The sequence below is a fragment of the Moheibacter sp. genome, assembly GCF_049672845.1.
Lineage (GTDB): Bacteria > Bacteroidota > Bacteroidia > Flavobacteriales > Weeksellaceae > Moheibacter.
The window spans coordinates 42843-67145 of record NZ_JBATWT010000025.1 but is presented as its reverse complement, the minus strand read 5'-3'; the positions used below and the strand labels follow the sequence as shown (position 1 = coordinate 67145).

Below are 24303 nucleotides of genomic sequence, written 5' to 3'. Positions count from 1 at the left end.
CGCTGAGAAACCACTTGCAAGGTTACTTACACTATCTGTGTTACCTGTTGCAGTGAAATTATTAATATAACGAGCAGTATTGACTCCTTCTGGAATACAATACTCAGGATCTGTAGTACCTCCTTCATCACCTGTAACGACAACATCATCAACATACCAGCTGTCTCCGTCATCGTTTACAAAAAGAAATGCCACATAAATGGTTTCTCCAGCGTAAGCACTTAAGTCAACAGTCTTCTGCTCATAAATATTGTAAGTTGTGTTCAGAGTTGATTCATCCCAAAAAGCAACTTCTGTAAAGCTTGCATGATCAGTTTGTGAAGTCGTGGATACCATTACATAATATTCTGAATCCCAATCCGGACTAAAGTCTTGTCTTGTCCAAAATGTTAATTCAGCATTTTCATGCGCTGATAAATCAATAGCGGGAGTAACCAACCAATCTTCATTAACTCCTGCTGTACTTTCATACCGAACAAACGCAGCACTTGAACCCTGATAAGCCGGCCCTGCTGCTTTCCAATTCTGCCCAGTACCTAACCCATTAGTCCCAATAAAAGCGGCCCAGCCAGATGGCGGGAATGTTCCACTTTCAAAACCTTCTGATAATAGTTGTCCGTAACTATGCCACGAAAAACAAACCATCATCAGATAAAATAAAATTTTCCTCATGATTTAAAAAATGTTAATTAATAGTTGCGACTAAATTATAAATTTGTTTTGAATTATTAACAGATTTTTAAAATAATTTTGGAACTTCAACGTTTACCCAATTTTTATTATGAAACTAAATCATCAATCCTATAAATTAATCTTCAAAAAACCCGGCGGAACTTCACGAGGAACCCTTACTGAAAAGGAAACTTATCTCATTCGTCTTCAGATAAATGACCCCGATGAAACAGAATATTTTGGAGAAGCTGCCCTCTTCAGAGGCTTAAGTTTTGACGATATTCCCTCCTATGAAGAGAAACTGAAAAATATTTGTAAAAATTTTGATTTTGAAGATAAAGACTGGTGGGAAAAAATCCGTGAATTCCCTTCAATTCAGTTCGGCATGGAGCAAATCCTTAAAGCCCGCGAAGTTTATAATGATAAAAAAGCCAAAGACGAATTTAACCCGGTGCTATTTCCAAGCGCATTTACAGAGAGCAAAGCCGGAATTCCCATAAATGGACTTATCTGGATGGGTTCTCCCGATTTTATGAAACAACAAATCCGCGAGAAAATTGACCAAAATTTCCGCTGTATCAAACTGAAAATAGGCGTAAACTGGAACGAAGAACATGGCATTCTCAAAAATCTTCGAAAAGAATTTTCAGAATCCGAAATGGAAATTCGCGTGGACGCAAACGGAGCCTTTGATTTCAATCTGGCTCAAACCGTTTTAAAACAATTGGCAGAACTGGAAATTCATTCCATTGAACAACCGATTAAAGCCGGGCAAATTCATGAAATGGCTCAACTTTGCGCCGAAACGCCTACACCCATTGCTTTGGACGAAGAACTAATTGGCGTAATCCAAAAGGAAGAAAAATCTAAACTCCTGGAAATCATCCAACCACAATACATCATTCTCAAACCAAGCCTGATTGGCGGATGGAAAGGCAGTGAGGAATGGATTGAAATCGCGGAAGCACAGAATTCCGGCTGGTGGATTACATCGGCACTGGAGAGCAACATCGGCCTGAACGCCATAGCACAATGGACCTATACGCTTGGAAATCCTTTGCCGCAAGGACTTGGAACGGGTTCCCTGTTCAAAAATAATTTCTATTCACGCCTGAAAGTCGAAAAAGACCAACTCTATTTTGTTTAAATTTGAACCATGAGCCGAATTATTATTTATTTGCTGATTGTCCCACTTTTTATTTCCTGCGCCGGCTATAACCTCGACGAAATAAATACTTACCAAACCAATCTCAAAAAAGAATGGGAAAATCCGGAAACTACTCCGTTGAAAGAAGATGAAAAAGACTCATTCCAAGGAATTCAATTTTTCCCGATTGATAAAAAATACATTGTAAATGCTGATTTTACTCCGATTGAAAACGGAAAAACCATTCCTTTTCCCACTTCGGCTCAGAAAATTAAACATTACAAAGAATACGGAAAATTAAATTTTAAACTCAATGGAAATCTCCACGAACTGACTATTTATCAGTCCGATCCGCCGATTGAGGGCTATGAAAATTCCTTGTTTCTGCCGTTTATGGATGAAACAAATGGCGATACATCTTACGGTGGTGGACGTTATTTAGATTTTGAAATTACTGATATTCAATCCAATAAATTGAGGATTGACTTCAATAAAGCCTATAATCCTTATTGCGCTTACAGCAAATATTATAATTGTCCGATTCCGCCGGCCAATAATTATCTCGACACCGAAATCAAAGCAGGAGTAAGTTATTCAGAATGAAATTGTTAGATTTTTCAAAACAAATATTTGATGAATTAAATTCAGCAATTCCTTGGCAAAAAAACATCCTGGATTTTCTTGAAGAATGGAATTCCGTTTCCCCTTTTGTGCCAAGCAAAACTTCCGGTTCCACCGGGACACCTAAGGAAATTCAACTTCCCAAAACTTCGATGAAAATGAGCGCCCAAATGACCGGAAAATTCTTTGGACTCAAACCCGGAGATACCGCTTTGCTTTGTATGCCGGTCAATTTTATCGCCGGAAAAATGATGATTGTCCGAGCCATGGAATTGAAACTCAAACTCTATTGCGTGGAACCAAAATCGAAAATAGATTTGAATTTTGCTGACTCTCTCGACTTTGTTCCGATGACCCCGATGCAGGTAGAAAATTCTTTTGATGAATTATCCAAAATCCGAATTTTGCTGATCGGTGGCGCGCCCCTTTCGGAACCTTTGAGAAAAAGATTGCTTGAAATTCCGACCCAAAGTTTCGAATCCTATGGAATGACCGAAACTATTACGCACATTGGGTTAAAGGAAATTTCGGAGGAGTTTTTTACCATTCTAAAAGGCATCGAAATCCGACAGGATGAAAGGGAATGTCTGATTATTCAAACGCCTTATTTTGAAGAGGAAATCATTACCAATGATATCGTTGAAATTAAAGATAAAAACCAGTTCAAATGGTTGGGCAGAGCCGATAATGTCATCAATTCCGGAGGGATAAAACTTTTTCCCGAACAAATCGAAAAGAAGTTGAAACCCTTTATCGAAACGGAATTTATCATCAGTTCTCTTCCCGATGAAACTTTAGGTCAAAAGTTAATTCTGATTGTGGAAGGCCAAAAAAACGATTATTCCGAATTGCTGGAAATGCTTCCGCCCTCAACTTTGGAGAAGTTTGAAAAACCCAAGGCAATTTATTTTCTCGATAAATTCCCACGTACCGAAAGTGGAAAATTGCAAAGAGAAAAAATCAGGGGATTGATCATTTCAATTTGAGTAATACAATCGGACTCTCATACCAATAATTAAATTCTTGCGCATTGTATCTCGAACGATTTATCGATTTGAAAATTATTTTTACTCGGTATTTCCCCAAATCCCCTTCTACAAAGAGTTCGTCAACCTTCTGATAATTTTCCCTTCCTTTAAATTGCTTGAAAACATCATCAAACAGAGGTTTCAAATCCAGTGAATCCGCATTGTTAAGCATTAACTTATATTTTCTTGAATTTCCGTTATTAAAAATCATTTCGAGACTGTCATTACCTATTGTCACCGGATTTTCTTCATTCTCTGGAAAAACAACGATATGCTCGAATCCATCAAGATCATAACTCACATTTTTGGAAACCAAATTCACATAGTCGTTGCTAGAAACCGTAACTGTGGAATAAGTTCGGTTGGAAAACTTCTGAGGCAATGACCAATAATATGCGTTTTGAAAATCTTTTTGCATCTCTTCACTCAAATAATTATGCACATAATCTTTTTCAAATCGTTTATGCAGAAACTCAAATTTATCGGCAATTTCATAAGCAACAGTATCCGGAACTTCCTGGGTGAAATCAATTTTCCCATTGACCAATAAATTATTTTCATTCAGAATTTTTTCCAATTCATTTTTCTGACTTCTTTTTGCTACCGAAAACGCATTGAAATAAGGAAAAATCAAAGCGAAAATTCCAAAACAGAAAAGCGAAATCGGAATGAATTTAATCGTTGGACTTTTTCTGAAAATAAAATAAGCTACTACCGTCGAAAGCCAGAGCGCAAGCAGTAAAACATAATACCTCGGTTCGGTATATCCGTATTCCAAAACCCTTGTGAAAATTGCAATAAACAAAAGAAGAATGAGCGGAATCAGCGTAAAATAAAATAGTTTTGAAAATATCCGTATCCAGAATTTATCGGTATTTTCTTTCAGTGGATGAACCAATAGCAAAGCCAGAATTCCGACAATCGAATAAGCCAAAACCAGATAGGAAACCCAACCGCGCGGAAGTTCCCAGTTAATCAGAATTTTCCCCGAATAAAAATACAAAATGACCACATAGATACTCAAAAGCGGTATCAAAACGTATTGAGTAAAAAACTTTAAAACCACCGGATAATTCCCTTCTTTTTCCAGAAAATCAAGTCCGGTTTCATTGAAAAGCAAAAAGATAAAGCTGCTACCAAAAATCAAAAGTGAAACTGCTATCTCTGCATATAAATTATCTCTAATTCCTACATTGAAGAGTTTGTCCACCGCCAAAACAGCCAGCAAAACGCCACCGGTCAGTACGCCCGTAAAAACCAATGTGAGAAAGAAATTCACAAAAAGATTTTTATTGTATTGCCAGAAATTAATTTCCAGGTATTTTCGTCGCATAAAAGCCACAAAAGAAACCAATAAATGCGATAGAATATAAACCGGAATCAACAAATAAGCGTAAAATTCAGTGAAATCATCATCATCTTTCGGCAAGATGAAATAAAATCCGATTAGATATAAAATTCCCAAAATTTCAATGAAAAAATTCATTTTCCAACGCTGGGAAAAGATTTTCAGCGCAAACATCAGCGAAATCCCTATGGAAGAAACAATTATGATTTTGATGAGAAAAAAACTATCATCCAAAATGTCTTCAATCAGCATTATGGCTGCAAGCGACATAATCGCGGACATCAATAAAACAAGCGGATAACGGAAAATAGCTTCTTTTGCATTTAAAAGAATTTCATGGAATTTGTTTTTCATGTGTTAAGTTTTTAGTGAATCAGGAATTCAGGTTCAAAATTTCATGATCAGGCTCATAAACCCCAAACTGAACCGGAATGATGGTGTTTTCAAAAACGGTTTGGGCTTCTTCCAGCAAAACATTCGGATTTTTATATCGGTTGGAAAAATGTCCCAAAATAAGCTTTCCGACATTGGCATCGCGGGCGATTGTCGCGGCTTCGCGTGCGGTGGAATGTCCCGTGTATTGCGCCATTTCCTGCAAATCACTCAGAAAAGTCGCTTCGTGATAGAGAATATCCACATCTTTTATGATAGGAACTATGTCCGGTTTGTACCGCGTATCGGAACAAAAAGCATAACTGAAAGATTTTTCCGGCTCTAGCGTGAGTGCTTCATTGGGAATGATTTCTCCATTGTTTAACTGAAAATCACGTCCGCGTTTCAGGTTTTCATAATCACAAATTTCAATTTCAGGATAATTCCGAACGGCCTGAATGTTCAGTTTTCGGGGTTTTGTTTTTTCACGAAACAAATAACCGTTAGTATAAATTCTATGATCCAGCGGAATGGTGAAAACCTCCACTTTATCGTCTTCAAAAACCTTAACGCTTTCTTTGCTTTCCAGTTCTTTGAAAACGATGTCAAAAGTACATCTCGCCTGTGTATGTTTCAGCTGGTTCATAATGAAATCCTGAATTCCTTTCGGCCCGAAAATATACAAAGGCGTTTCCTTGCCCAAAAGTTGTAAAGTGCTGATGAGTCCGACCAATCCAAAAACATGATCGCCATGCAAGTGGGAGATGAAAATATGATGAATTTTGGAGAATTTGGCTTTGGCTTTTCGAAGTTGAACCTGGGTTCCTTCGCCACAGTCAATCAGGAAATTGCGCCCGGCGATTTCGAGAAGCTGAGCAGTCGGTGCCGATTTTTTCTTAGGTATGGCCGAGTTAAATCCCAGTATGGTAAGTTTCAAAGACAATACTATAAATTTCCGATAAAGTTAATCAATTTCTGTACCGCTTTGGCTCTGTGACTGATTTGATTTTTTTGTTCGGAATCCATTTCACCAAAGGTTTTTTCGTGTCCGTCCGCGACAAAAACTGGATCGTATCCAAAACCCTGATTTCCTCTGGGTTCGTTTATGATTTCTCCGTGAACTTCTCCGCTTACATAATGAATTTCTCCGTCGATAATTATACAAAAAACCGATTTGAAATAAGCTTTTCGAATCTCTTTTGAATTTAATTCTTTCAATAATTTTTCAATATTATCAACTGAATTTCCGGTTCCGGCATAGCGCGAAGAAAAAACACCCGGATCGCCGTTGAGTGCTTCCACAAAAAGTCCCGAATCGTCTGCAAAGACATTTTTCCCGGTTTCTTTGTAAATGGTTTCTGCTTTTATTTTGGAATTTTCTTCCAATGTGCTTCCGGTTTCTTCGATTTCTTCGTGAAATCCAATGTCATTTAAGGACAAAACCTGAATTGAGTCCGGAAGAACCGAACGTATTTCTTTGACTTTATTTTCGTTATGCGAAGCAAAAATTAATTCCATTTGACTTTGTTTTTCGTGATTTTATAAAGACTCCATCCCAAAAATACGGCTATTGCAAAAGATATCATCACAGAAGTATAATTGTTGGGATTGGTGACATTTTCATCCATGGATTTATATCGCAACATAAAAATAAATGAAACTGTATTATTGAGTGCGTGGAGAAAGATGCAGATCCAGAGTGCTTTGGTGCGGTAATACACAAATCCGAATACAGCTCCGAGAAGTCCTGCGCCCAGAAATTGCCAGGGGTTCATGTGCGCCAGTCCAAATAGTAAGGAACTCAGTGCGATGGCAATAATCGGCGAAACACCTTGCTGAAACAATCCGCGAAGGATAATTCCCCTAAATAAAATTTCTTCGAGAATGGGTGCCAGAATACAAACCGTGATGAATCCGGCGATTTTATAATCCATCATCATTTCAAATGCCTGAATGATTTGTTTATAAAAATCTTCCAGCCAGGGAATTCCTTCGGTGGGAATCATCGAAGTTAAAAATTCGGCAAAAGGCAACATGAAAATATAAAAAAGTGTGCTCAGAAATAAAACACCGATGCTCGCCGGTTGCCAAATGTGCGCCAGAATCGCTTTCCAGCTTGTTTTTACATAAGGAATCAGAATGAATATCGCAAGTACACCCCCAACCAGAAATGAAACTGGCAAGGTAATATGATAGAGTTCCTCCTTGAAATAAGCCGGGATATTGATCACCGAAGAAATGAGCTGAAGACAAACTGCGACAATTAAAGCTGCGACTATGGATTTGAAAATGGGAATTTTAAACTGCGAAGTCTGTGGTACCGTTCCGAATTTCTCTTCCTTTAACTGGTCATTCATGATGATAAGGTTTGCCCTGCAAGATAGCAAATGCACGGTAAATTTGTTCGGTTAAAAACAATCGGATCATCTGGTGAGTAAATGTCATTTCGGAGAGGGAAAGTTTGCGGTTGGCACGTTTATAAACTTCATCCGAAAAACCATAAGGTCCGCCAATCACAAATGCGATTTGCTTTACGGACTGGTTCATCAGGGATTGTAATTCACCGGCAAAAGCAGATGAACTGAGTTGTTTTCCCCTTTCGTCCAATAAAATTACATAGTCGGAATTGTTTAATTTAGAGAAGATTAATTCGGCTTCTTTTTCTTTTTGTTGTGATTCCGAAAGGTTTTTCCGATTTTTGATGTCGGGAATCTCCATTCGCTGGAAATTCCAATGGATGGGAAGTCTCTTTTCATATTTCTGAATCAGTTCTTCCAATGGTTTTTCATCGGTTTTTCCAATGCAAATCAGGGTAATATTCATTTTGAATTTATCAATTTGACTACAAAATTATGGCGATTCGATCAAAGTTGAAAAAAATATCCAATGATAATCTTTTTGTAAAGGTAGGGAAGCGAATTAAATTTAAGTCGCTCAACAATACTTCTCTTTACACATTGATCGGATATTTGATGAAAGGGATTTCCAACCGGATTTTTGCTTTGCGTGTGGGAGCGGTTTCCTGGGCGTTTTTTTTCAGTGTTTTTCCTTTTCTTTTGTTTTTGTTCAGCGTTTTGCCTTATGCGCCGCTTTACCAGGAAATCCAGACTTTGTTGTTTTCGGAATTTATTCCGCGAATTCTGCCCGAAAGAATTACCAATGAGGTCATCGGATATGTTTCCCAAACGGCAGATGGAAAAGGCAGAAGGAGCATCGGTTCATTGTTTATCATCCTGACGATTCTGCTTTCGTCAAACGGAATCACGGTGATGATCAATGGTTTCAATGCTTCACATTACGGATATGCCAAACGTAGAAAGGGCATTCACAACCGCTTTATTTCCATCATTCTGACTTTATTTTTTGTAGTTTTCATCATCGCACAATTAATTCTTACTTATTACACGACTTTCATCTGGCGTTATATTGAAGAATACGGAGCTTTTCTGGAAGTTCCGACTATGATCAGTGTGCTGAATTTTGCTTCGGCATCACTTTTCTATTTCACTTCGCTTGTGATGCTGTACTATTATGGGACCAATGTGAAACAAAGATTCCGCAATGTGGCGCCCGGTGCAGTCATGGCGACGGTTTTATTTTTTGTAACGCTGATGGGTTTCCAGTACTACATCAAAAAGTTTAATTATTATGATTTGCTGTACGGCTCAGTGGGATTGGTGATGATTATGATGATTTTTGTTTACATCAACGTTTTATTAATCATGATTGGATTTGAGCTGAATGCCGCCATTCATTATGCGAAGACAAGAAAGATCAGGTGAAGTTTTAAAATATTTTTTATATATTTAAGAAGTATTTAAAATATAATATTATGAAAACATTGCTAATTACAACTTTTATCATGATTTTTTTCGGGTTAAATTTAACTGAGATTGAAAAAAATGAGCACAATTTGATTGAAACTAATAACGAACAAATTCCATGTTTCGGGACTCTTTTAAATGACTGTGTAGAACTTTGTATTTATGATACTTCCCAAACCATAAAATATCAAGCAAACGGAACTGGTGGAGTTGTTGACATATGGATTGTAGGTTGTTCTAAAGAAGTATATTTCTGTGATAATTGTCCTACTTCGGGAACTATTTCGAAAAACCAATTTTCCGGAGAAGTATGTTCAGGTATTCCGTGCACTAATTATAGTATTTCCATAACATATAAAAGACCTGATGGAACGCATTGCAACAACGTATTGGAAAATTTTTGTTGGTAAAAAATAGCTGAGCGACTATAATAAGATTTTCACTAAGGTAATTAAAGAACCTCGTAGGTAATTAATTTCTTAATTTTATTTGAATAAAATTGTCTAAAACAAAAAGAATTATTCTAACAATATTGATCAAGGATAACAAAAAAGCCACATAAACAAGTGGCTTTTTTATAATAATTTAATCACATACATGAATACCCCTTTAAACAATATTTTGCAGGACTCCAATGGCTTTAAAATATTATAAAACCAGATCAAGCACTGTTTAAAGCTGTAAAATCGAACCAGCATTATGCCATAATGCTCAACATATAATAAGACATCGTTCTGAGATATTTCTCTATGGTCGAGTAAATGAAACCTTTACTAATTCACTTTTTATGTTATCATACAACATTAGAAGCCTATTAAGATAAAAATGACTTTCCTATCTTCTCCAGTAATATAGTCGAAATGAATAATAATGGATTCATAATTTTTAAATCTATAGTTCATTATAAGCTGAAAATATAAAGCCACCTCGGTTGAACCGAGATGGCTTTATATTTTTAATTGAGATTATTCAATTATTTTTTAACAACTTTAGAAGTAGTTACGTTTCCTTTTGCATCAACAACTTTTACTACGTAAACTCCTGCAGGAAGTGAAGAAAGGTTAACAGAATTAGATTTAGATGAAGCTACAACTTGTCCACTTAAACTCAAAACAGTAACTTCTTTAACATCAACATTTTTAGTAGATATATTTAAAATATCTTTTACAGGATTTGGGTAAACACTCACTGTTGATTTTTCCATATCATTTACACCCATTTCAGTACAGTCTCCTGTAAGAGTATATACAAATGAAATAGCATCAGGAGCTGATGAGTTAAATAAAGTCCAGAAACCTTCTTCATAATAGTAAGTGTATCCTGTTGCAGATAAAGTAAAGTTCAGTCCAACTTGAATACCATCATCAACAGCCATTTCAATACCAAACCAATTATCAAAACCAACTAAGTTAGCCGCAGGCATTCCGTTTAGGTCAAATGTAACATCGTATACATAAACAACTGCACCACTAGTCAAGTTGATTGCTTGTACGAATTCCGCTGCAGAAGGAGTTGTTGTATAAGTAGAAATAGCATTATTTGGGTAGAAACTTCCATCATCATCATAGATGTTGAAGATAAACTCTTTTTCATCTACTGTATAAGATTCATCTTCGTAAACACCTATTAATAAGTTCAAGCTTTCTGGATGAAAAGCACTTCCTGGATCCATAGGCAACACACTCGCATACTTTGTTGCATTAATTGCTCCTCCCCAATAATTGTCATCTGCAATATCCACACCACATGCATCGGTTGTTCCCTCAGTTGAAATAATTTGTTGATCCAAAGCTTGAGAAAGCTCACCTACTTGTCCAAATCCTACAGTAAAAGCCAAACCAGCTAAAAGAATAGAAAATTTTTTCATGTTTTTTTTGTTTAAATTAATTTTTCAATGCCCGAAAATAATCAAAATTTTTAAATAAAATAGTTAAATTGAAAAATCTTTAATCATTTTACCCTGTTTTGCATAGCTTTTTAAGCTTTTATCGATAAAATCACCTATTTCAACCTTATTTTTTTCCGGGAAAAGCAAATGAGCATTTGCACCCGCATCCAGTGTAAAGTATAAAGGAAGTCCGGTTTCCTTTCTGAACCTCCAAATTTCTTCAATTACATATAGCGTATTGGGTTTCATTAATATATAATAAGGATTGGAAGTCATCATCATCGCATGCAGACTCAAAGCTTCATGTTCCACAATTATCCCGAACTCCTCCAGATTGCCTTCTTTCAAAACCGGAATCAGTTTCTTCAGATTTTCTGCTGCAGACTCAAATCTTCTCTCTGCATACGGATGTCCTTCCATCAGTTTATGCCCGACTGTACTCGAAACTTCTTTTTCTCCTTCTTCAATCAGCAAAATCGTATCCTGGAAGTTTCTGAAATTTTCATGGATTTCGTACGGATAAGGTACTGCGTACAAATCTGAACTACTTTCAACTGCTGAAGTTTCGCCCCAAACCGTAATGCTCTGATAAACCGAACGACATGCACTCCCCGACCCTAAACGCGCCAGAAAGGATGCCTTTTTAAGTCTTTCCGTTTCACTGAGATTTCCGCCCAGTTGATTTTCCATTTCGGTCAAGCAAAGCGCCAAAGCGCCCATCCCCGATGCAGACGAGGCAATTCCGCTGCTGTGCGGAAAAGTATTATGTGTATTTATTTCAAATTCAAATCGATTCAGAAAAGGCATAAATTCTTCAATCCGATTGAAAAATGTAATGATTTTCGGAGCGAAATCGGGTTTAAGTTCATTGTCCAGAAAAACTTTTAATTTAAATTCACCCGAATCATTGGGTTTGAATTTCAATTCGGTTTGGGTATTGCTTTCATTCAACGTAAAACTCAGTGAAGGATTCATCGGAATCTGCACATCGCGCTTTCCCCAATACTTAATCAAAGCGATATTGGACGGACATTTGGCCGAAACGATTCCCGAAATAGTATATTTTTCTGAATTTAATTTTGATTTGAATTCTTTCATGAAAGAAATTATTATTTATCCTTTGATTTAGTTTTTAAATATCGGTCACCATGAAAAACAAGGGCTTCTTTAACAGGTCGAAAGCTGATTCCCAGAGCATCTTTGATTTTATTATTGGAATATTTCGATTTTCCGGTAAGCGCATGATAACTCGGTTTGCTCATGTATCGTCCGCCAAAAATCCGGCCCAACTGTGAAATTATTCTTACAAATTTCAACTTCCTTTCCGACAAAACATTGGTTTTCCCAAGCTTCCATCGGCTTCTCAGAAAATCAAAAATTTCCACAAAGGTTTTATCTTCAGAAGTGAGTATATGGGCCTTATTGAATTCTTTTCTTTCGACAAGTTCTGCCAGAGAATAAACCACATCGCGGACATCCACATATCCGGTCAGTCCTGCCGAAGCATAAGCCTTTTTTCTCCCGGCGAGCTCAAATATTTTTTCGCTGGCGCGCGTTCCGTCTAAACTCCCAATGACCACCGACGGATGAACCACCACTACGTTCAATCCTTCCTGAGAAGCTCTCCAAACTGCCATTTCTCCCTTTTTCTTGGAAATCGCATATTCCGAATGAACCCTTTGCGAATCCCATCCGGACTCTTCAGTAATAAGATTACTACCCGGCGCCTCATCCAGAACCGCAACAGAACTGATGTAAGCAAAATTTTTCACTCCGGCCGAAATGGCAAGATTCACCAAATTTTCTGTTCCGGTTACATTTACATCCTGAATGCTTTTTCTGAATCGGTCATCAAACCCGACACTTGCAGCAGTATGGTAAATCGTTTCGACATTTTCCAAAGTTTCTGAAAGGGAAGGAATGTCCAGCAAATCGGTTTCAACCCATTGGATTCTCTCAAAAGATTCCAAATCGGAAAACTCAAGGAATAAATTTTTAACTGACTCAACAGATGAATCCTTTCTTTTCATCGCCCGAATGGCTTTTCCTCTTCCCGATAATTCGAGCAGGAGAAAACTTCCGATAAGACCTGTAGCGCCTGTGACGTAAACCATTTTGCGAAGATATATATTTTAATTGCGAATCTTGAATTTGGAAATTCTATATTAAAACCGGTCTTCTGGGTTTTTCGTCTTCCAAAATTTTGGCCAGCGTAGGCGGTAGCACGGTAATATTATTGAAGAAATCATCAAAAAAACCTTTGGTTTCTTCTGATAATAATTCGGAATATTCTTCAATAAAACTCTCTCCGTAAACAATGGGGAGCTGAACCAATTTTTCTCCGCGCATAATTCCTACGAGATGATATTCGTCGAGACTGTCCAGAGGTTTACCGGTTGCAATACAGTGATTCAGCATATAATTCATATCGATTTCAACTTCTTCTGAATTTTCCAGACGCGGCATTCCGCCCATATTCATCGCAAATTCCTGCATCCTTTGCATGGATTCTTTGGAAATGCTCTGCATCATATCGGTTTTACATCTCTCACAGATTGCATATTCAAAACTCAGTTGAAATTCTGTTTTGTCATGCGTTCTCTGAAATGCTTTTTCTATGAAATAATGACCATTACCAAAACCGTTTCCGCAAACCGAACATTCGGTATGGGGCTGATGGTTTTCTGAGGAATAAAATTCTTCCGGTATGTCTTCGCTGAAATTAAAAAAGAAATGCACTATGAATTATTTTAATGGTAAAATTAGGCATTTTGGATGAGACAATTTCTAATTATTCTAAGAGCCTGATTATAATAATTTGTTTATGCTTCTTTTTGGCTGTAAAGTCGTTAAATTCTGAAATGAAAAAACCCGCAGTTTTGCTGCGGGCTATAAACTAAATCCTAAACAAATTCTACTTTTTAATGATTTTAAAAGTTTCTGTTTTCCCGTTCTCCAATTCGGCTTTCACGATATAAACACCTGATGAAAGTGATTTCGTATTTACTTTTTTGGATTTCGAATTCATGATCAACTGACCCGAAAAATTATAAACCGATACATTTTTCAAATCTGATGTGGATTGAATAATCAGTTCATCTTTTACCGGATTCGGATAAAAATTAAATTCAGAATTGTCCATGTCATTTACACCCAATGTTTCTTTACAAAATCCAATGACTTCAAAAACAAGGTTAAGCCCATCTGATTCTTCCCAGGTTCCGCCCTGGTCATAAGAAATCAGTGCAAATCCTCCAATTCCCGGTTCTGAAGTTGCTTCCCAGGCTAAGAAATCACTAATAGGAACCGGCGTAACTTTTACTTCAATAAAATATCTTCCGGCTGTAAGTTCAATAACCTCATCAAACTCAAATTCCAAATCTACGGCTACGACATCCAATGGCAATCCATCAAATGGCCAGTATCCAAAAAAATTTTCGGTTTTGGGACCTTTGTTATTTACCGAATACACAATTTCACCCGGCAAACCGTTTTCTTCTTTTCTGATTTTAATATCAGCATTTATGATATTGCCCAATTGTAAGGTTGTCATTTTGAAATCACTCAGGTAAAATGTCGTGTTTTCTTCCACAATGAAATCATCTGCCAAGAGCGCAGAAAAACCCAAACCTGTTTCGTGTTCGTTTCCTGCATTTCCCTGACTACAGAAATCCCCATACTCCGGCTCTTCTTCGCCTGTTGATTCACAGTTTCCGATAATTTCAAATACCTGATCATAATAAGAAAATCCTGAAAACCAGGGATCCTGGTCAAATCTGGAAATATCAAATCGGCCTACGCTCATGGTATATTCGCCGGCAATTTCCCAACTAACCGCAATCTCATCACCGGGTGCAGCTTGCAATTCCATGAAATATTTTCCTCGTGGGAATTCTGTTTCGGGAATATCTACTACAATTTGGTAAACGTCCATATTTTCAATTCCACTGGTATAAGCAAACTCCTGACTGACAGGAATCAGATTTGTATAGGAGTGTAAGATTTCTCCCGGCATTCCTCCTACTTCTGACCAGAAATTGACGACCACATATTCAAGCTCCTCAGGTCCTCTGAAAGCATGGAATTTTATCTGATTTACTGTAAAAATAGTTCCACGCTCCACATCAAAATCGGTAGCCGAGGAATATTCATAAGTGCCACCTGTTGTTATATTCACTCCGCTTCCTGTTTCTTCAGACGGAACTACCACAGAACAATCGTCGTTTTGTCCATAACCAACGACTCCTGCAATCAACATAGCCGTAAATAAAATTTTCTTCATTGTGTTTTTATTTTGCGGTAAATCTAATTCCCTATACTGAGAAATTCTAATGAATATCTTTCAAAATCCTTGATTTTAAAAGTCTATTTAATTAATTAAAATCCTAAATATCAATACGTTAAACGCTATTTGACTTGAGGTTTATAAGATTCTCTTTTGGCAGCTTCACGAAGAAAAACTGACGGCGAAATGCCTGTAACATTTTTGAAAACTGTGGCAAAAGCACTATGTGAGGCAAATCCACTTTGTGTTGCCAGGTAACTGATTTTGTAGTTCAGAAATTCGGGATGCTTATAAATTTTTTCGCATATGTAGTGAATCCGAAGTTCATTGATATAAGCATTGAAATTTTTCTTTTTATACTTATTGATGACTTCTGAAAGATAGGTTGTGTTTGTTTTTAACTGAACGGCGAGCGTTGAAATATTGAGATTTGGATGGGTAAATTTCTCAGATTCTTCAAACTTTTTTAATTTCTGAAGAATTTCTTCTTCCATGAGACTGGGTGCAATCAAATCCAGATCTTTTTGCGATTCTTCTTCTTTAAATTCCTCCGTCTTTTCTTCTTCCAGTTCAGAAATAATCTTCCGGAACAAATCCCTTTCTTTTTTTCTTTTGTAATTCAAATAAACAACTATAATTAAAAACAGAATCACCAAAATAACTCCTGAAATCAGCAACACCTGATTCCGCTTTCCTGCTTTTGTCAAAGCAGAATTCATTTCTTTTTGCTCTTCGTCAAAGGCTTTATGAACAGCTTTTAAGTTACTGGTTTTCAGAGAATCACTTAACTCAAGATACTTCTCATTGAAAAAACTATAGTTTTGATCATCACCCAAACTTTTATAATTCTTTGAAAGATTCAGGTATATTTCGGAACGAAGTTCAGTGTTTTTGAATTGAGGATTTTCCAGTATTGTCCGGAGCGAATCAACCGCCCTTTGGTAAAAGCCTTTTTCGGCATAAGTTTGTGCAAGAGTGGTATAAATAAAGAAAACAAGTTCCGAATTTTCGTCGTTTTTTAAGGTCAGAGATTTATTGAGATACCATTCGGCCGAATCTGTTTCTCCCATTGCTAAATAAGAGTTTCCAATGTTGTAAAGCGATCTTTTATAATGATAATTAACTTGTTTTCCCGGTTCAATTATGGTTTGAAACTGTTTCAGAGATTTTTTATAATTGGAATTGGCTGACATATAATTTTTCTCATCATACATGATATTTCCCATTTCCAAAAAAGAAAGTCCTTTCAGAAAGTATTTCGTACTTCCTTCATCCAGAAGATCAATCTCCTGAATGGCTTTTTCTAAATATACTTTGGCTTTTTCGTTTAAATTAAGTTGGACATATTGATGCGCAATTGAACCATTCATCTTGGCAATCAATTCGCGATTTCCCGATTTTTCGGCTTCCGATTTTGCTTCAAAAAGCAATTCCGTAGACTTAGTTATTTCATTATCAATAAAATATGAAACAGCCATTAACCCCAACACACGACTTCTCTGGATTTCAGAATTGGAATGATTAAGAATTAATTCTCCGATTTCAATTGCTTCTTCCGGATGAGTTTTATGAATTTCAGAGAGTTTCTGTTCCAGACTGTCCAGACGAATATCTTTGTTTTTCTGCGCAGAAACCGACGAAAAAAAACAAAAGAAAAAGACAGGAATAAAGAACTTTGTAAAATTCAATTTAAATATTTTGGTCAAAAATATAAAAAAAACCGCCCTTAAAGAGCGGTTCAGTATCAATTATGGGAATATTAATCCAACAAATCTTCAAGTACAAAAATATTGAGCGCAGATTGGGACATATCGGCATTGAGAATTGATGTAACTATAGCTGTCCCAATGGCTATTTGCCCTGAAGTTGAGGTATAGTTTCTTCCACGACAAGCCACTTTAAATGTATGGTTTCCCACTGAAATATTATTAAAGCTTGAGTTCATATTAAAAACATTGTAGGATCCTGTAGAACCTCTTATAATGTCTACTCTTGCTCCTTTCAACTGATTATCAAGAAAAATACCACATGAAAAACTTGCTGATCCCGAAAAATTCATCTGAGCGGTGGTTTGGAATTGCACATGAACTTTATTCACAGAATGTGATACTGTGATTTGCTTTGTTAGTCCCGGAATTTCTGTCCAATTCCCGGAAAGCGATTCATTTTGCGCATAAGTCGTAGATCCTGTCTGAGATAAATTTAAACCTACTCTGTCGTTGAGTGCCTCTACAGCTGTAAGATAGAGTCCTCCTTCATAGCCCACCGGGATTTTCACTTCTTCCCAGCTTACATCATTTGTTGTTCCGTTTGAAGTCAGTGCTTTGTTTTTATCTCCCGGGTCTCCCAACGCACTGTCTGTTCCGCTGACATGGATTTTTCCGGTAACATTTATATCTCCGTTTACATCAAGTGTAGTTACAGGATTAGTGGTATTGACACCAACCTGCCCCATAACAGGACAGCTTATAACCAAGAGTACGAGTATTTTGAATATATTTTTTTTCATATTTTTTGAATTTTGATTAAGGTTCCACATCAACATAAGTATCAGGAATTTCAAATACTTCAACTTTTATGGTAGATTTCGCCATAAAGTTGTTCAGGTTTTCAGTCTGCACGGCTCTTCCTATCCCCAGGGTAACTGAAGTTGAGTAACTTTGTCTTCTTGTGCAGGCAACATCTACATTATGAGTTCCTACGGAAAGATTTTCCGCTATCTGAAGCATGGTAATAGTTCTGAAAGGAGCATAAGCAGAACCTGGTTGCTCTACAGTATTGATACGTACAGCCTGTAATTTCCCATCAATGAAAATACCACAAGCAAAATCAATGGCATCCAGCATATTGTTTTGAGAAGTTGTTGCCATTTGTACCACAGTTTCAAAAGTAAAGTATGTTTTGTTTTGAGTACTATAAACATCAAAAGTTTGGGTCATACCCGGAATTTTCTTCCAGGAAGTAAGTGAACTCAACAAAGTCCCTCTGGTATAAATACTATTTCCCGTATTTTCAGTTGAACTGAACGAGACTCCTGTTGTGTCTTCAAAAGTATTATTGTAAATCAAATAATAATTTTGTTCAATTTCCGGGATGTTCAGCGTCAACCATTTTGGGGGAAGGCCGGGACCTTGGGAAACCAGCACCTGCCCCGTCACTCCGGGGTCCCCAAAACTTCCTTCGGTACCACCTGTGTAGATTTTTCCGCGTACACTTAAATCACCATCCACATCCAAAGTTGCGTTGGGAGAGTTCGTATTGATTCCTACCTGAGCAATTGACAAATAGCTCAAAATGAGGAAAAGGGTTGTTAGATTTTTTTTCATTTTTTTTCTTTAGGTGGTTAATCATTGGTTATATATTCCATAACATCAACTTTCAGGTTAGAACTCAGCATAAAATTATTGGCAACTTGAGTTCCTGAACTGAGTGCTCTTCCTATTGCAAGCTCATAATTACCGCCCGTACTGGTTCGGATTTTACGACAAGCCACTTTCAGCGTATAGGTGCCTGCAGGCATATCTGATAAAACATAGGACAAAGTATATATGGCCTGATTTTTAGCATTTTTATTGTTCACGCCGTTGATTTGGTCACCTCTCAAAGCTACAAGCTGGTCATTCATAAAAACCCCACATGCATAGCGCACAAAATAGCTTGTGGAATTCTCCGAATTATAGGTGTTCGGCATTTCCACTCCTGATTGGAATAACAAATTAATTTTGTTGGCAGGGTGATTTACTTCAACCGTAGTCTGAAGTCCAGGAATCTGAGTCCAGGCATTGGTCAAAGGCGAACCAAGCGTACTTAAATCCACTCCATCACCTGGACCGGAAGCAAACTGAATACCAACTTCATCTACAATAGCATAGCTATACTTTAACTGAATTTGTCCTTGTTCCAGAAATGGAATTTCAACAAATTTCCACATAGGCTCATTTGATCCATCTTGAGAAAACAACACTTGTCCGTTTTGTCCGGGGTCGCCTGTGGTCGTAGAAGTTCCCTTTAAACGAAGTTCTTTTCTAAGAGTCAAATCCCCGTTTATATCCAGGGCACTTTGGGGCAAATCAGTCTCAATGCCAACTTGCGCAAATAAATAGGTCGAATAAAATAACAGCAAAAAATACGATAATGCTTTTTTCATATAAAATAGGATTAGGATGTTACGTAAGAAATATTCCCATTCGGATTTACCGTGAAAACCGAATACGAGGAATTTGTAATAAATCCGTTAGGCAAGATTTATTACATCTGAATGTTAGCTGGAAATTCTGTAGATTTTCATATTTATCATAGATTAGTTTGGTTATGACAAATATATAACATTAATATTAAGTACTCAAAAAAATCTTTCCGGGATTCATGATATTTCTCGGATCTATTGTTTTTTTGATTGATTTTTGCAGCTCTAAATTTGCTTCGCTAAATACAATCGGTAAGAAGTTTTTCTGAATTAGCCCAATTCCATGTTCACCCGAAATGGTCCCACCCAATTCTTTCACGATTGTAAATAATTCTTTCAAAATAACCTGAATATCAGGCACATTGTAAGAGTTTTTAAAATCCGGATGATTAATCCGAACATGAAGATTCCCGTCTCCGGCATGGCCATAACAAACAACTTTGAAGTTGTTTCTATCAGCTAATTTGTGCATTTCGTTCACAAGTTTTGCCAGATTCCCTCTCGGAACAACCGTATCTTCCTCAATGGTATAACCGTTTCGCTTCACGACTTCCGACACTTTTCTTCTGATGTGCCAGACCCGGTCTTTTTCTGCTTGATTTTCAGCAAAAAGAATTTCGCCAATATTAAATTTCGAAAGGGTTTCCACACATTTCTGTAGTTCGGTATCTATATTTTCATCCAGAGAAATCAGTAAATGCGCTTCGGTATCTTCTTCAATCGGAATCATCGATTCACCCAGAAAATCAACCGTCGCATCAATGGCTCTTTTTTCCATAAACTCAACTGCCGCCGGATGTAAACCTGCGTGAAAAATCGCAGCAACCGCTTCGCATGCTTCAGATGCATTGCGAAAAGGAACCAACAAGGAAACCTCATGCGTTGGTTTTGGCAAAACTTTCAAAACTGCTTTTGTAATGATGCCCAGCGTTCCTTCACTTCCCGTAAAGAGCTGCGTAAGATTCAGTCCGGTGCTGTTTTTTAATGTGTTTGCGCCGGTCCAAATGATTTCACCGTTGGGTAAAACCACTTCCAGATTCAGTACATAATGGGAGGTAACGCCATATTTCACGGCTTTTATTCCGCCTGCATTTGTGGAAATATTCCCACCGATAAATGAACTTTGCCAACTGCTGGGATCGGGCGGATAAAACAAATTTTTCTCAGCCAAAGCTTCCTGTAATTTATAATTGATGACGCCCGCATCTACTTTTACCTGAAAGTTATCTTGGTCGATTTCAATCAGTTGATTTAATTTTTCAAGCGAAATCAAAACACCTCCTTTAACAGCGAGCGATCCGCCGGTGAGACCGGTCCCGGCTCCACGTGGCGTTATGGGAAGCAATTCACGATAGCAATACGCCACAATTTTGGAAACTTTTTCAGCTGAATCGGGTTTCAAAACCACTTCGGGAAAAAATTCTAATTTCTCTGTTGAATCAGAAGCATACTTTTCCAATTCTGAAATCATAACATTGTTTTCTCCGATTGTTTTTCGGAAAAAATTCAAATCATCATCGGTCAGAACTTTGTATTCCATTTTTGTTTAAAGTTTCATCACCCACGGCAAACAATTGATTTAATTTGAGTTCAAGAAAAAACACCCAACATCCATCTTCCCGCATCCAACCTATTTCTGTCTGAAATAAACCTCGATCGGCACACCGGTAAAATCAAAATTCTTACGCAATTGATTCTCTATAAACCTCTTATAAGGCTCTTTTACATATTGTGGCAGATTGGCAAAAAATGCAAACTGTGGTGTACGTGTGGGAAGTTGGGTAACATATTTAATTTTGATGTATTTCCCTTTAATCGCTGGTGGAGGCGTTGTTTCAATGATAGGGAGCATCAATTCGTTTAATTTACTTGTTTTGATTCTTCGGTTCCGGTTTTCATTTACTTGCATCACAGTTTCAATCGTTTTGTGAACACGCTGTTTTGTCAATGCTGAAATAAACAAAATCGGAACATCTGTAAAAGGTGCGATTTTATTTCGGATTTCGGCTTCGTACTGCTTTATGGTATTGGTTTCTTTTTCAACCAAATCCCATTTGTTAACAAGTATCACAACTCCTTTTCGATTCCTTTCCGCCAAAAACAAGATATTTAGATCTTGTGCTTCGATTCCGCGGGTAGCATCAATCATCAATACACAAACATCGCATTCTTCCACCGCACGCACGGCTCTCATCACCGAATAAAATTCTAAATCTTCACTGACCTTTCCTTTTTTTCGCATTCCGGCGGTATCAATCAGGACAAATTCATGTCCGAATTTATTGTAAAGCGTTTCAATGGAATCACGGGTTGTACCTGCAATTTCTGTTACTATGTTCCGCTCTTCACCAAGCAAGGCGTTTGTCAGGGTGGATTTACCGGCATTGGGACGGCCTACGATGGCAACCCTTGGTAAGCCTTCAAATGGATCTTTATGTTCGGTTTCGTCAAAATGTTTGATTACTTCATCGAGAAGTTCTCCGGTTCCACTTCCGCTTTGGGAAGAAATCGTGAAGAAACTCTCAACGCCTAAATTATAGAACTCGTAGCTGTCATCCAGATTTTTATTCGTATCAACCTTGTTCACAACCAGTAAAACCGGCTTTTCACTTTTACGAAGTAATTGCGCCACCTCTTTGTCCATGTCTGTCAATCCGACCTGATTGTCCACCATAAAAAGAATGACGTTGGCTTCATCTATCGCCAATTCAACTTGTTTCCGGATCTCAACTTCAAATGTATCATCTGAACCCACGATGTATCCGCCGGTATCAATAACGGTAAATTCACTTCCGTTCCAGTCACTTTTCCCGTAATGACGGTCGCGTGTGACACCGGAAACGTCATCGACAATGGCTTGGCGTTTTTGAACTAAGCGATTAAAAAGGGTAGATTTTCCGACGTTTGGCCGGCCAACGATTGCAACTATGTTTGCCATAAAAAATGTTTAATAATCCTTCGACACCATGCCTACGGCAGGTAAGAGCTCAGGATGAGTGATTATTAATGGGTAACTTTTGAGAAACCATTTCTCAAAAGCCCAATTTTTTGGCAAAGGTACTACTTCAAAACTAGAAAATTAGAAAAAAATAAGAGTGCAGATTGAGAATAAAGAAATTCATAAAAATTTCCGGTTTAGTTTTTCTTTGCTTTTTTAAGAATCAAATACAAAATCAAAACTAAAAGTATGCCGGCAAGAATCCACTGAAATCCTTCCAGCGATCCCGAAATCGTCTTTTCCACTTCTTCGTTCATTCTTTAAATTTAAAAAGAAATTTCTTAATCCCGATTGATTATATTTGAATAATAAAATTTCGGATGAAAAATAACTACAATCTCTTGTTGTTCCTTTGTTTCTCAATGTTTCTGCTACACCTCAATTATCTATTTGTGGATATAATGGAAGCCCGGAATTTTGTAACGGCACGCGAAATGGTGGATGACGGCAACTGGCTTTTCACTACCATGAATGGCGAACCGCGCTATCAAAAACCGCCACTTCCGACCTGGCTCAGTGCAGGAATGGGCGCTATATTCGGAACCAATTCGGTTTGGGCATTGCGTTTTCCAGCAGCTTTAGCTTGTGTAGGATTGATTTTGGTTTTTTATCGATTTGTCAAAAAAGAAACCCAAAACATAAATCTGGCTTTGACAATCGGGCTGATTCTCACTACCACTTATCTGGTTTTATTTGTTGGAAAAAGAGCCACTTGGGATATTTTCTGTTACAGTTTCACCTTGATGGGTGTTTATTTTTTTTACCGAACTTTTCAATCCGAAAAAAATAATTTCCTCCAATTCACATTGGCCGGAATCTTCCTCGGACTTTCAATCCTCAGCAAAGGACCCACCGGATTTTATGTGATTGCCGCACCCTTTTTTCTTGCTTATTGGATTGCATACGGATTTCCGAAAATCAAATGGGCAGGTTGGATATGGATGGGAATTCTGACGGCAATTGTAGGATTTTCCTGGTATGGCTACGTATTTCTTTTTGACAAAGAAACCCTGATTCATACGCTTGAAGTAGAATCCACCGCAAGGACTAACCGCGAAGTAAAACCTTTTTCGCGCTATTTCAGCTTTCCGGTTCAAATGGGAGTTTGGGCCGTATTTGCTCTGATTTCATTGGCTTTTCCTTATGTAAAAAGAAAAGTCGAACTGCCTAAATCCTATAGTTTTTTCTTTTGGTGGACCCTGATTTGTTTTGTTTTATTGTCATTAATTCCCTCAAAAAAAGAACGCTATTTATTTCCACTTATGATTCCATTGGCTGCCACCACCGGATTCTATCTTTATTACCTCATGCAGAATCAAGATTGGAAAAAATGGGAAAAAATTCTGGTTAAATTCTCTTTCGGGCTCATAGGTTTAATCGCCATTTCTGTTCCGGTAATTTTGTTTGCAATTTTCAAGGTGGAATGGGGAATTTATGCCATTCTCTTTTCTGTCTCCGGAATTCTTGTCGGCATATATTTAATGAGAGAAGTATTTAAAAATTTCAACCTCAGAAATGCCTTTTTGGGAACGGTGGTCTTTGTGGCTTTGGCAATGTTTTTTGGAATTCCGGTGATTGACGGATTGTTTAACAGCAATCCACATCATCATTCGATTTTGACTAAAAAAGAAGAAATCGAAACATCCGGCTTAAAATTATACGGATTCGATGCTTATTCGCCCGAAATCATGTTCAAATACGGAAATACTATTCCGGAAATTTATCCCGACAAACCGGAAACTTATCCAAAAGAATCTGATTTTTTTCTGATTTCGTCAGACAATGAACCCATAGAATCTATTATCAATCAATTGAAAAATTTAGGTTTTACGGCCAAATTCATCGAGAAATTTGACGATAATGAAGAGAAACCCGGAACCAAAAACCATGTGGACAGAAAAAGGATGTTTTTATTTAAGGTGAATAAAAATTAA

At 37.4% G+C, this 24303-nt stretch carries 23 protein-coding genes; 6 read left to right on the top strand and 17 right to left on the bottom strand.

Features of this window, described 5'->3' with window-relative positions:
- On the bottom strand, nucleotides 1-672 hold a 672-nt coding region (locus WBF63_RS12155), incomplete at its 3' end, for a choice-of-anchor J domain-containing protein (RefSeq protein WP_424369997.1).
- 109 nt (nucleotides 673-781) lie between these two features.
- Here WBF63_RS12155 and WBF63_RS12150 point away from each other — a divergent pair.
- From WBF63_RS12150 to WBF63_RS12140, 3 genes are read left to right on the top strand one after another with little or no spacing between them, the layout of a single operon-like run.
- The gene (locus tag WBF63_RS12150) at nucleotides 782-1819 is read left to right on the top strand and encodes an o-succinylbenzoate synthase (RefSeq protein ID WP_424369996.1); all 1038 of its coding nucleotides are present in this window, start codon (nucleotides 782-784) and stop codon (nucleotides 1817-1819) included.
- Nucleotides 1820-1828: 9 nt separating this feature from the next.
- Nucleotides 1829-2422, top strand: a complete 594-nt coding sequence (locus WBF63_RS12145) for a DUF1684 domain-containing protein (RefSeq protein WP_424369995.1) — start codon at nucleotides 1829-1831, stop codon at nucleotides 2420-2422.
- Nucleotides 2419-3426 (top strand): AMP-binding protein, encoded by a 1008-nt coding sequence (locus WBF63_RS12140; RefSeq protein ID WP_424369994.1) that lies wholly within the window; start codon nucleotides 2419-2421, stop codon nucleotides 3424-3426. Before WBF63_RS12145 ends, WBF63_RS12140 begins: the two co-directional genes overlap by 4 nt.
- Here WBF63_RS12140 and WBF63_RS12135 read toward each other — a convergent pair.
- Genes WBF63_RS12135 through rlmH form a run of 5 tightly spaced genes read right to left on the bottom strand, consistent with a single transcriptional unit; the run spans nucleotide 3413 to nucleotide 8011 of the window.
- Nucleotides 3413-5170, bottom strand: a complete 1758-nt coding sequence (locus WBF63_RS12135; protein WP_424369993.1) for a DUF4153 domain-containing protein — start codon at nucleotides 5168-5170, stop codon at nucleotides 3413-3415. The genes WBF63_RS12140 and WBF63_RS12135 overlap by 14 nt on opposite strands.
- 19 nt (nucleotides 5171-5189) lie before the next feature.
- Nucleotides 5190-6131 (bottom strand): ribonuclease Z, encoded by a 942-nt coding sequence (locus tag WBF63_RS12130; protein WP_424369992.1) that lies wholly within the window; start codon nucleotides 6129-6131, stop codon nucleotides 5190-5192.
- 2 nt (nucleotides 6132-6133) lie between these two features.
- The gene (gene rdgB / locus WBF63_RS12125) at nucleotides 6134-6706 is read right to left on the bottom strand and encodes an RdgB/HAM1 family non-canonical purine NTP pyrophosphatase (RefSeq protein WP_424369991.1); all 573 of its coding nucleotides are present in this window, start codon (nucleotides 6704-6706) and stop codon (nucleotides 6134-6136) included.
- Nucleotides 6697-7545 (bottom strand): lysostaphin resistance A-like protein, encoded by an 849-nt coding sequence (locus WBF63_RS12120; RefSeq protein WP_424369990.1) that lies wholly within the window; start codon nucleotides 7543-7545, stop codon nucleotides 6697-6699. The genes rdgB and WBF63_RS12120 overlap by 10 nt, the downstream gene beginning before the upstream one ends.
- A complete protein-coding gene (gene rlmH / locus WBF63_RS12115; RefSeq protein WP_424369989.1) occupies nucleotides 7538-8011 on the bottom strand; it encodes a 23S rRNA (pseudouridine(1915)-N(3))-methyltransferase RlmH in 474 nt (157 codons plus the stop codon). The genes WBF63_RS12120 and rlmH overlap by 8 nt, the downstream gene beginning before the upstream one ends.
- 29 nt (nucleotides 8012-8040) lie before the next feature.
- Here rlmH and WBF63_RS12110 point away from each other — a divergent pair, with 29 nt between their 5' ends.
- Entirely contained in the window at nucleotides 8041-8970 is a 930-nt protein-coding gene (locus WBF63_RS12110) for a YihY/virulence factor BrkB family protein (protein ID WP_424369988.1), read from the top strand.
- A 50-nt stretch (nucleotides 8971-9020) separates the two neighbouring features.
- Nucleotides 9021-9422, top strand: coding sequence for a hypothetical protein (locus WBF63_RS12105; protein WP_424369987.1), 402 nt, complete (start codon nucleotides 9021-9023; stop codon nucleotides 9420-9422).
- Nucleotides 9423-9985: 563 nt separating this feature from the next.
- Here the strand turns inward: WBF63_RS12105 and WBF63_RS12100 are convergent.
- The 11 genes from WBF63_RS12100 to der all read right to left on the bottom strand — a co-directional run bounded on the left by WBF63_RS12100 (nucleotide 9986) and on the right by der (nucleotide 22309).
- Entirely contained in the window at nucleotides 9986-10879 is an 894-nt protein-coding gene (locus WBF63_RS12100) for a T9SS type A sorting domain-containing protein (protein WP_424369986.1), read from the bottom strand.
- Nucleotides 10880-10942: 63 nt separating this feature from the next.
- Nucleotides 10943-11998, bottom strand: coding sequence for a diphosphomevalonate/mevalonate 3,5-bisphosphate decarboxylase family protein (locus WBF63_RS12095; protein WP_424369985.1), 1056 nt, complete (start codon nucleotides 11996-11998; stop codon nucleotides 10943-10945).
- Nucleotides 11999-12009: 11 nt separating this feature from the next.
- A complete protein-coding gene (locus WBF63_RS12090; RefSeq protein WP_424369984.1) occupies nucleotides 12010-13014 on the bottom strand; it encodes an NAD-dependent epimerase/dehydratase family protein in 1005 nt (334 codons plus the stop codon).
- A gap of 46 nt (nucleotides 13015-13060) precedes the next feature.
- Nucleotides 13061-13639, bottom strand: a complete 579-nt coding sequence (locus WBF63_RS12085; protein WP_424369983.1) for a hypothetical protein — start codon at nucleotides 13637-13639, stop codon at nucleotides 13061-13063.
- A gap of 175 nt (nucleotides 13640-13814) precedes the next feature.
- Entirely contained in the window at nucleotides 13815-15182 is a 1368-nt protein-coding gene (locus WBF63_RS12080) for a T9SS type A sorting domain-containing protein (RefSeq protein WP_424369982.1), read from the bottom strand.
- A gap of 125 nt (nucleotides 15183-15307) precedes the next feature.
- Nucleotides 15308-16873: a helix-turn-helix domain-containing protein gene (locus tag WBF63_RS12075; protein ID WP_424369981.1), complete on the bottom strand. Its 1566-nt coding sequence runs from the start codon at nucleotides 16871-16873 to the stop codon at nucleotides 15308-15310.
- A 71-nt stretch (nucleotides 16874-16944) separates the two neighbouring features.
- A complete protein-coding gene (locus WBF63_RS12070; RefSeq protein WP_424369980.1) occupies nucleotides 16945-17694 on the bottom strand; it encodes a hypothetical protein in 750 nt (249 codons plus the stop codon).
- A gap of 16 nt (nucleotides 17695-17710) precedes the next feature.
- Nucleotides 17711-18511, bottom strand: a complete 801-nt coding sequence (locus WBF63_RS12065; RefSeq protein WP_424369979.1) for a hypothetical protein — start codon at nucleotides 18509-18511, stop codon at nucleotides 17711-17713.
- Between the two features lie 17 nt (nucleotides 18512-18528).
- Nucleotides 18529-19332 carry a hypothetical protein gene (locus WBF63_RS12060; protein ID WP_424369978.1) on the bottom strand — a complete coding sequence of 268 codons (804 nt, stop codon included), beginning with the start codon at nucleotides 19330-19332 and terminating at the stop codon, nucleotides 18529-18531.
- A gap of 187 nt (nucleotides 19333-19519) precedes the next feature.
- Nucleotides 19520-20911 (bottom strand): FAD-binding oxidoreductase, encoded by a 1392-nt coding sequence (locus tag WBF63_RS12055; protein WP_424369977.1) that lies wholly within the window; start codon nucleotides 20909-20911, stop codon nucleotides 19520-19522.
- Between the two features lie 90 nt (nucleotides 20912-21001).
- The gene (gene der, locus WBF63_RS12050; protein WP_424369976.1) at nucleotides 21002-22309 is read right to left on the bottom strand and encodes a ribosome biogenesis GTPase Der; all 1308 of its coding nucleotides are present in this window, start codon (nucleotides 22307-22309) and stop codon (nucleotides 21002-21004) included.
- A 380-nt stretch (nucleotides 22310-22689) separates the two neighbouring features.
- On the opposite strand from der, the gene WBF63_RS12045 reads away from it, so the two are divergent.
- Nucleotides 22690-24303 (top strand): ArnT family glycosyltransferase, encoded by a 1614-nt coding sequence (locus tag WBF63_RS12045; protein WP_424369975.1) that lies wholly within the window; start codon nucleotides 22690-22692, stop codon nucleotides 24301-24303.

Bases quoted from the DNA above. Each gene is read 5' to 3' on its own strand.
- rdgB (WP_424369991.1), bottom strand. From the start codon at position 6,706: ATGGAATTAATTTTTGCTTCGCATAACGAAAATAAAGTCAAAGAAATA.
- WBF63_RS12095 (WP_424369985.1), bottom strand. From the start codon at position 11,998: ATGAAAGAATTCAAATCAAAATTAAATTCAGAAAAATATACTATTTCG.
- WBF63_RS12120 (WP_424369990.1), bottom strand. From the start codon at position 7,545: ATGAATGACCAGTTAAAGGAAGAGAAATTCGGAACGGTACCACAGACT.
- WBF63_RS12105 (WP_424369987.1), top strand. From the start codon at position 9,021: ATGAAAACATTGCTAATTACAACTTTTATCATGATTTTTTTCGGGTTA.
- WBF63_RS12100 (WP_424369986.1), bottom strand. From the start codon at position 10,879: ATGAAAAAATTTTCTATTCTTTTAGCTGGTTTGGCTTTTACTGTAGGA.
- WBF63_RS12145 (WP_424369995.1), top strand. From the start codon at position 1,829: ATGAGCCGAATTATTATTTATTTGCTGATTGTCCCACTTTTTATTTCC.
- WBF63_RS12080 (WP_424369982.1), bottom strand. From the start codon at position 15,182: ATGAAGAAAATTTTATTTACGGCTATGTTGATTGCAGGAGTCGTTGGT.
- WBF63_RS12090 (WP_424369984.1), bottom strand. From the start codon at position 13,014: ATGGTTTACGTCACAGGCGCTACAGGTCTTATCGGAAGTTTTCTCCTG.
- WBF63_RS12070 (WP_424369980.1), bottom strand. From the start codon at position 17,694: ATGAAAAAAAATATATTCAAAATACTCGTACTCTTGGTTATAAGCTGT.
- WBF63_RS12065 (WP_424369979.1), bottom strand. From the start codon at position 18,511: ATGAAAAAAAATCTAACAACCCTTTTCCTCATTTTGAGCTATTTGTCA.
- WBF63_RS12140 (WP_424369994.1), top strand. From the start codon at position 2,419: ATGAAATTGTTAGATTTTTCAAAACAAATATTTGATGAATTAAATTCA.
- WBF63_RS12055 (WP_424369977.1), bottom strand. From the start codon at position 20,911: ATGGAATACAAAGTTCTGACCGATGATGATTTGAATTTTTTCCGAAAA.
- WBF63_RS12110 (WP_424369988.1), top strand. From the start codon at position 8,041: ATGGCGATTCGATCAAAGTTGAAAAAAATATCCAATGATAATCTTTTT.
- WBF63_RS12060 (WP_424369978.1), bottom strand. From the start codon at position 19,332: ATGAAAAAAGCATTATCGTATTTTTTGCTGTTATTTTATTCGACCTAT.
- rlmH (WP_424369989.1), bottom strand. From the start codon at position 8,011: ATGAATATTACCCTGATTTGCATTGGAAAAACCGATGAAAAACCATTG.
- der (WP_424369976.1), bottom strand. From the start codon at position 22,309: ATGGCAAACATAGTTGCAATCGTTGGCCGGCCAAACGTCGGAAAATCT.
- WBF63_RS12135 (WP_424369993.1), bottom strand. From the start codon at position 5,170: ATGAAAAACAAATTCCATGAAATTCTTTTAAATGCAAAAGAAGCTATT.
- WBF63_RS12150 (WP_424369996.1), top strand. From the start codon at position 782: ATGAAACTAAATCATCAATCCTATAAATTAATCTTCAAAAAACCCGGC.
- WBF63_RS12045 (WP_424369975.1), top strand. From the start codon at position 22,690: ATGAAAAATAACTACAATCTCTTGTTGTTCCTTTGTTTCTCAATGTTT.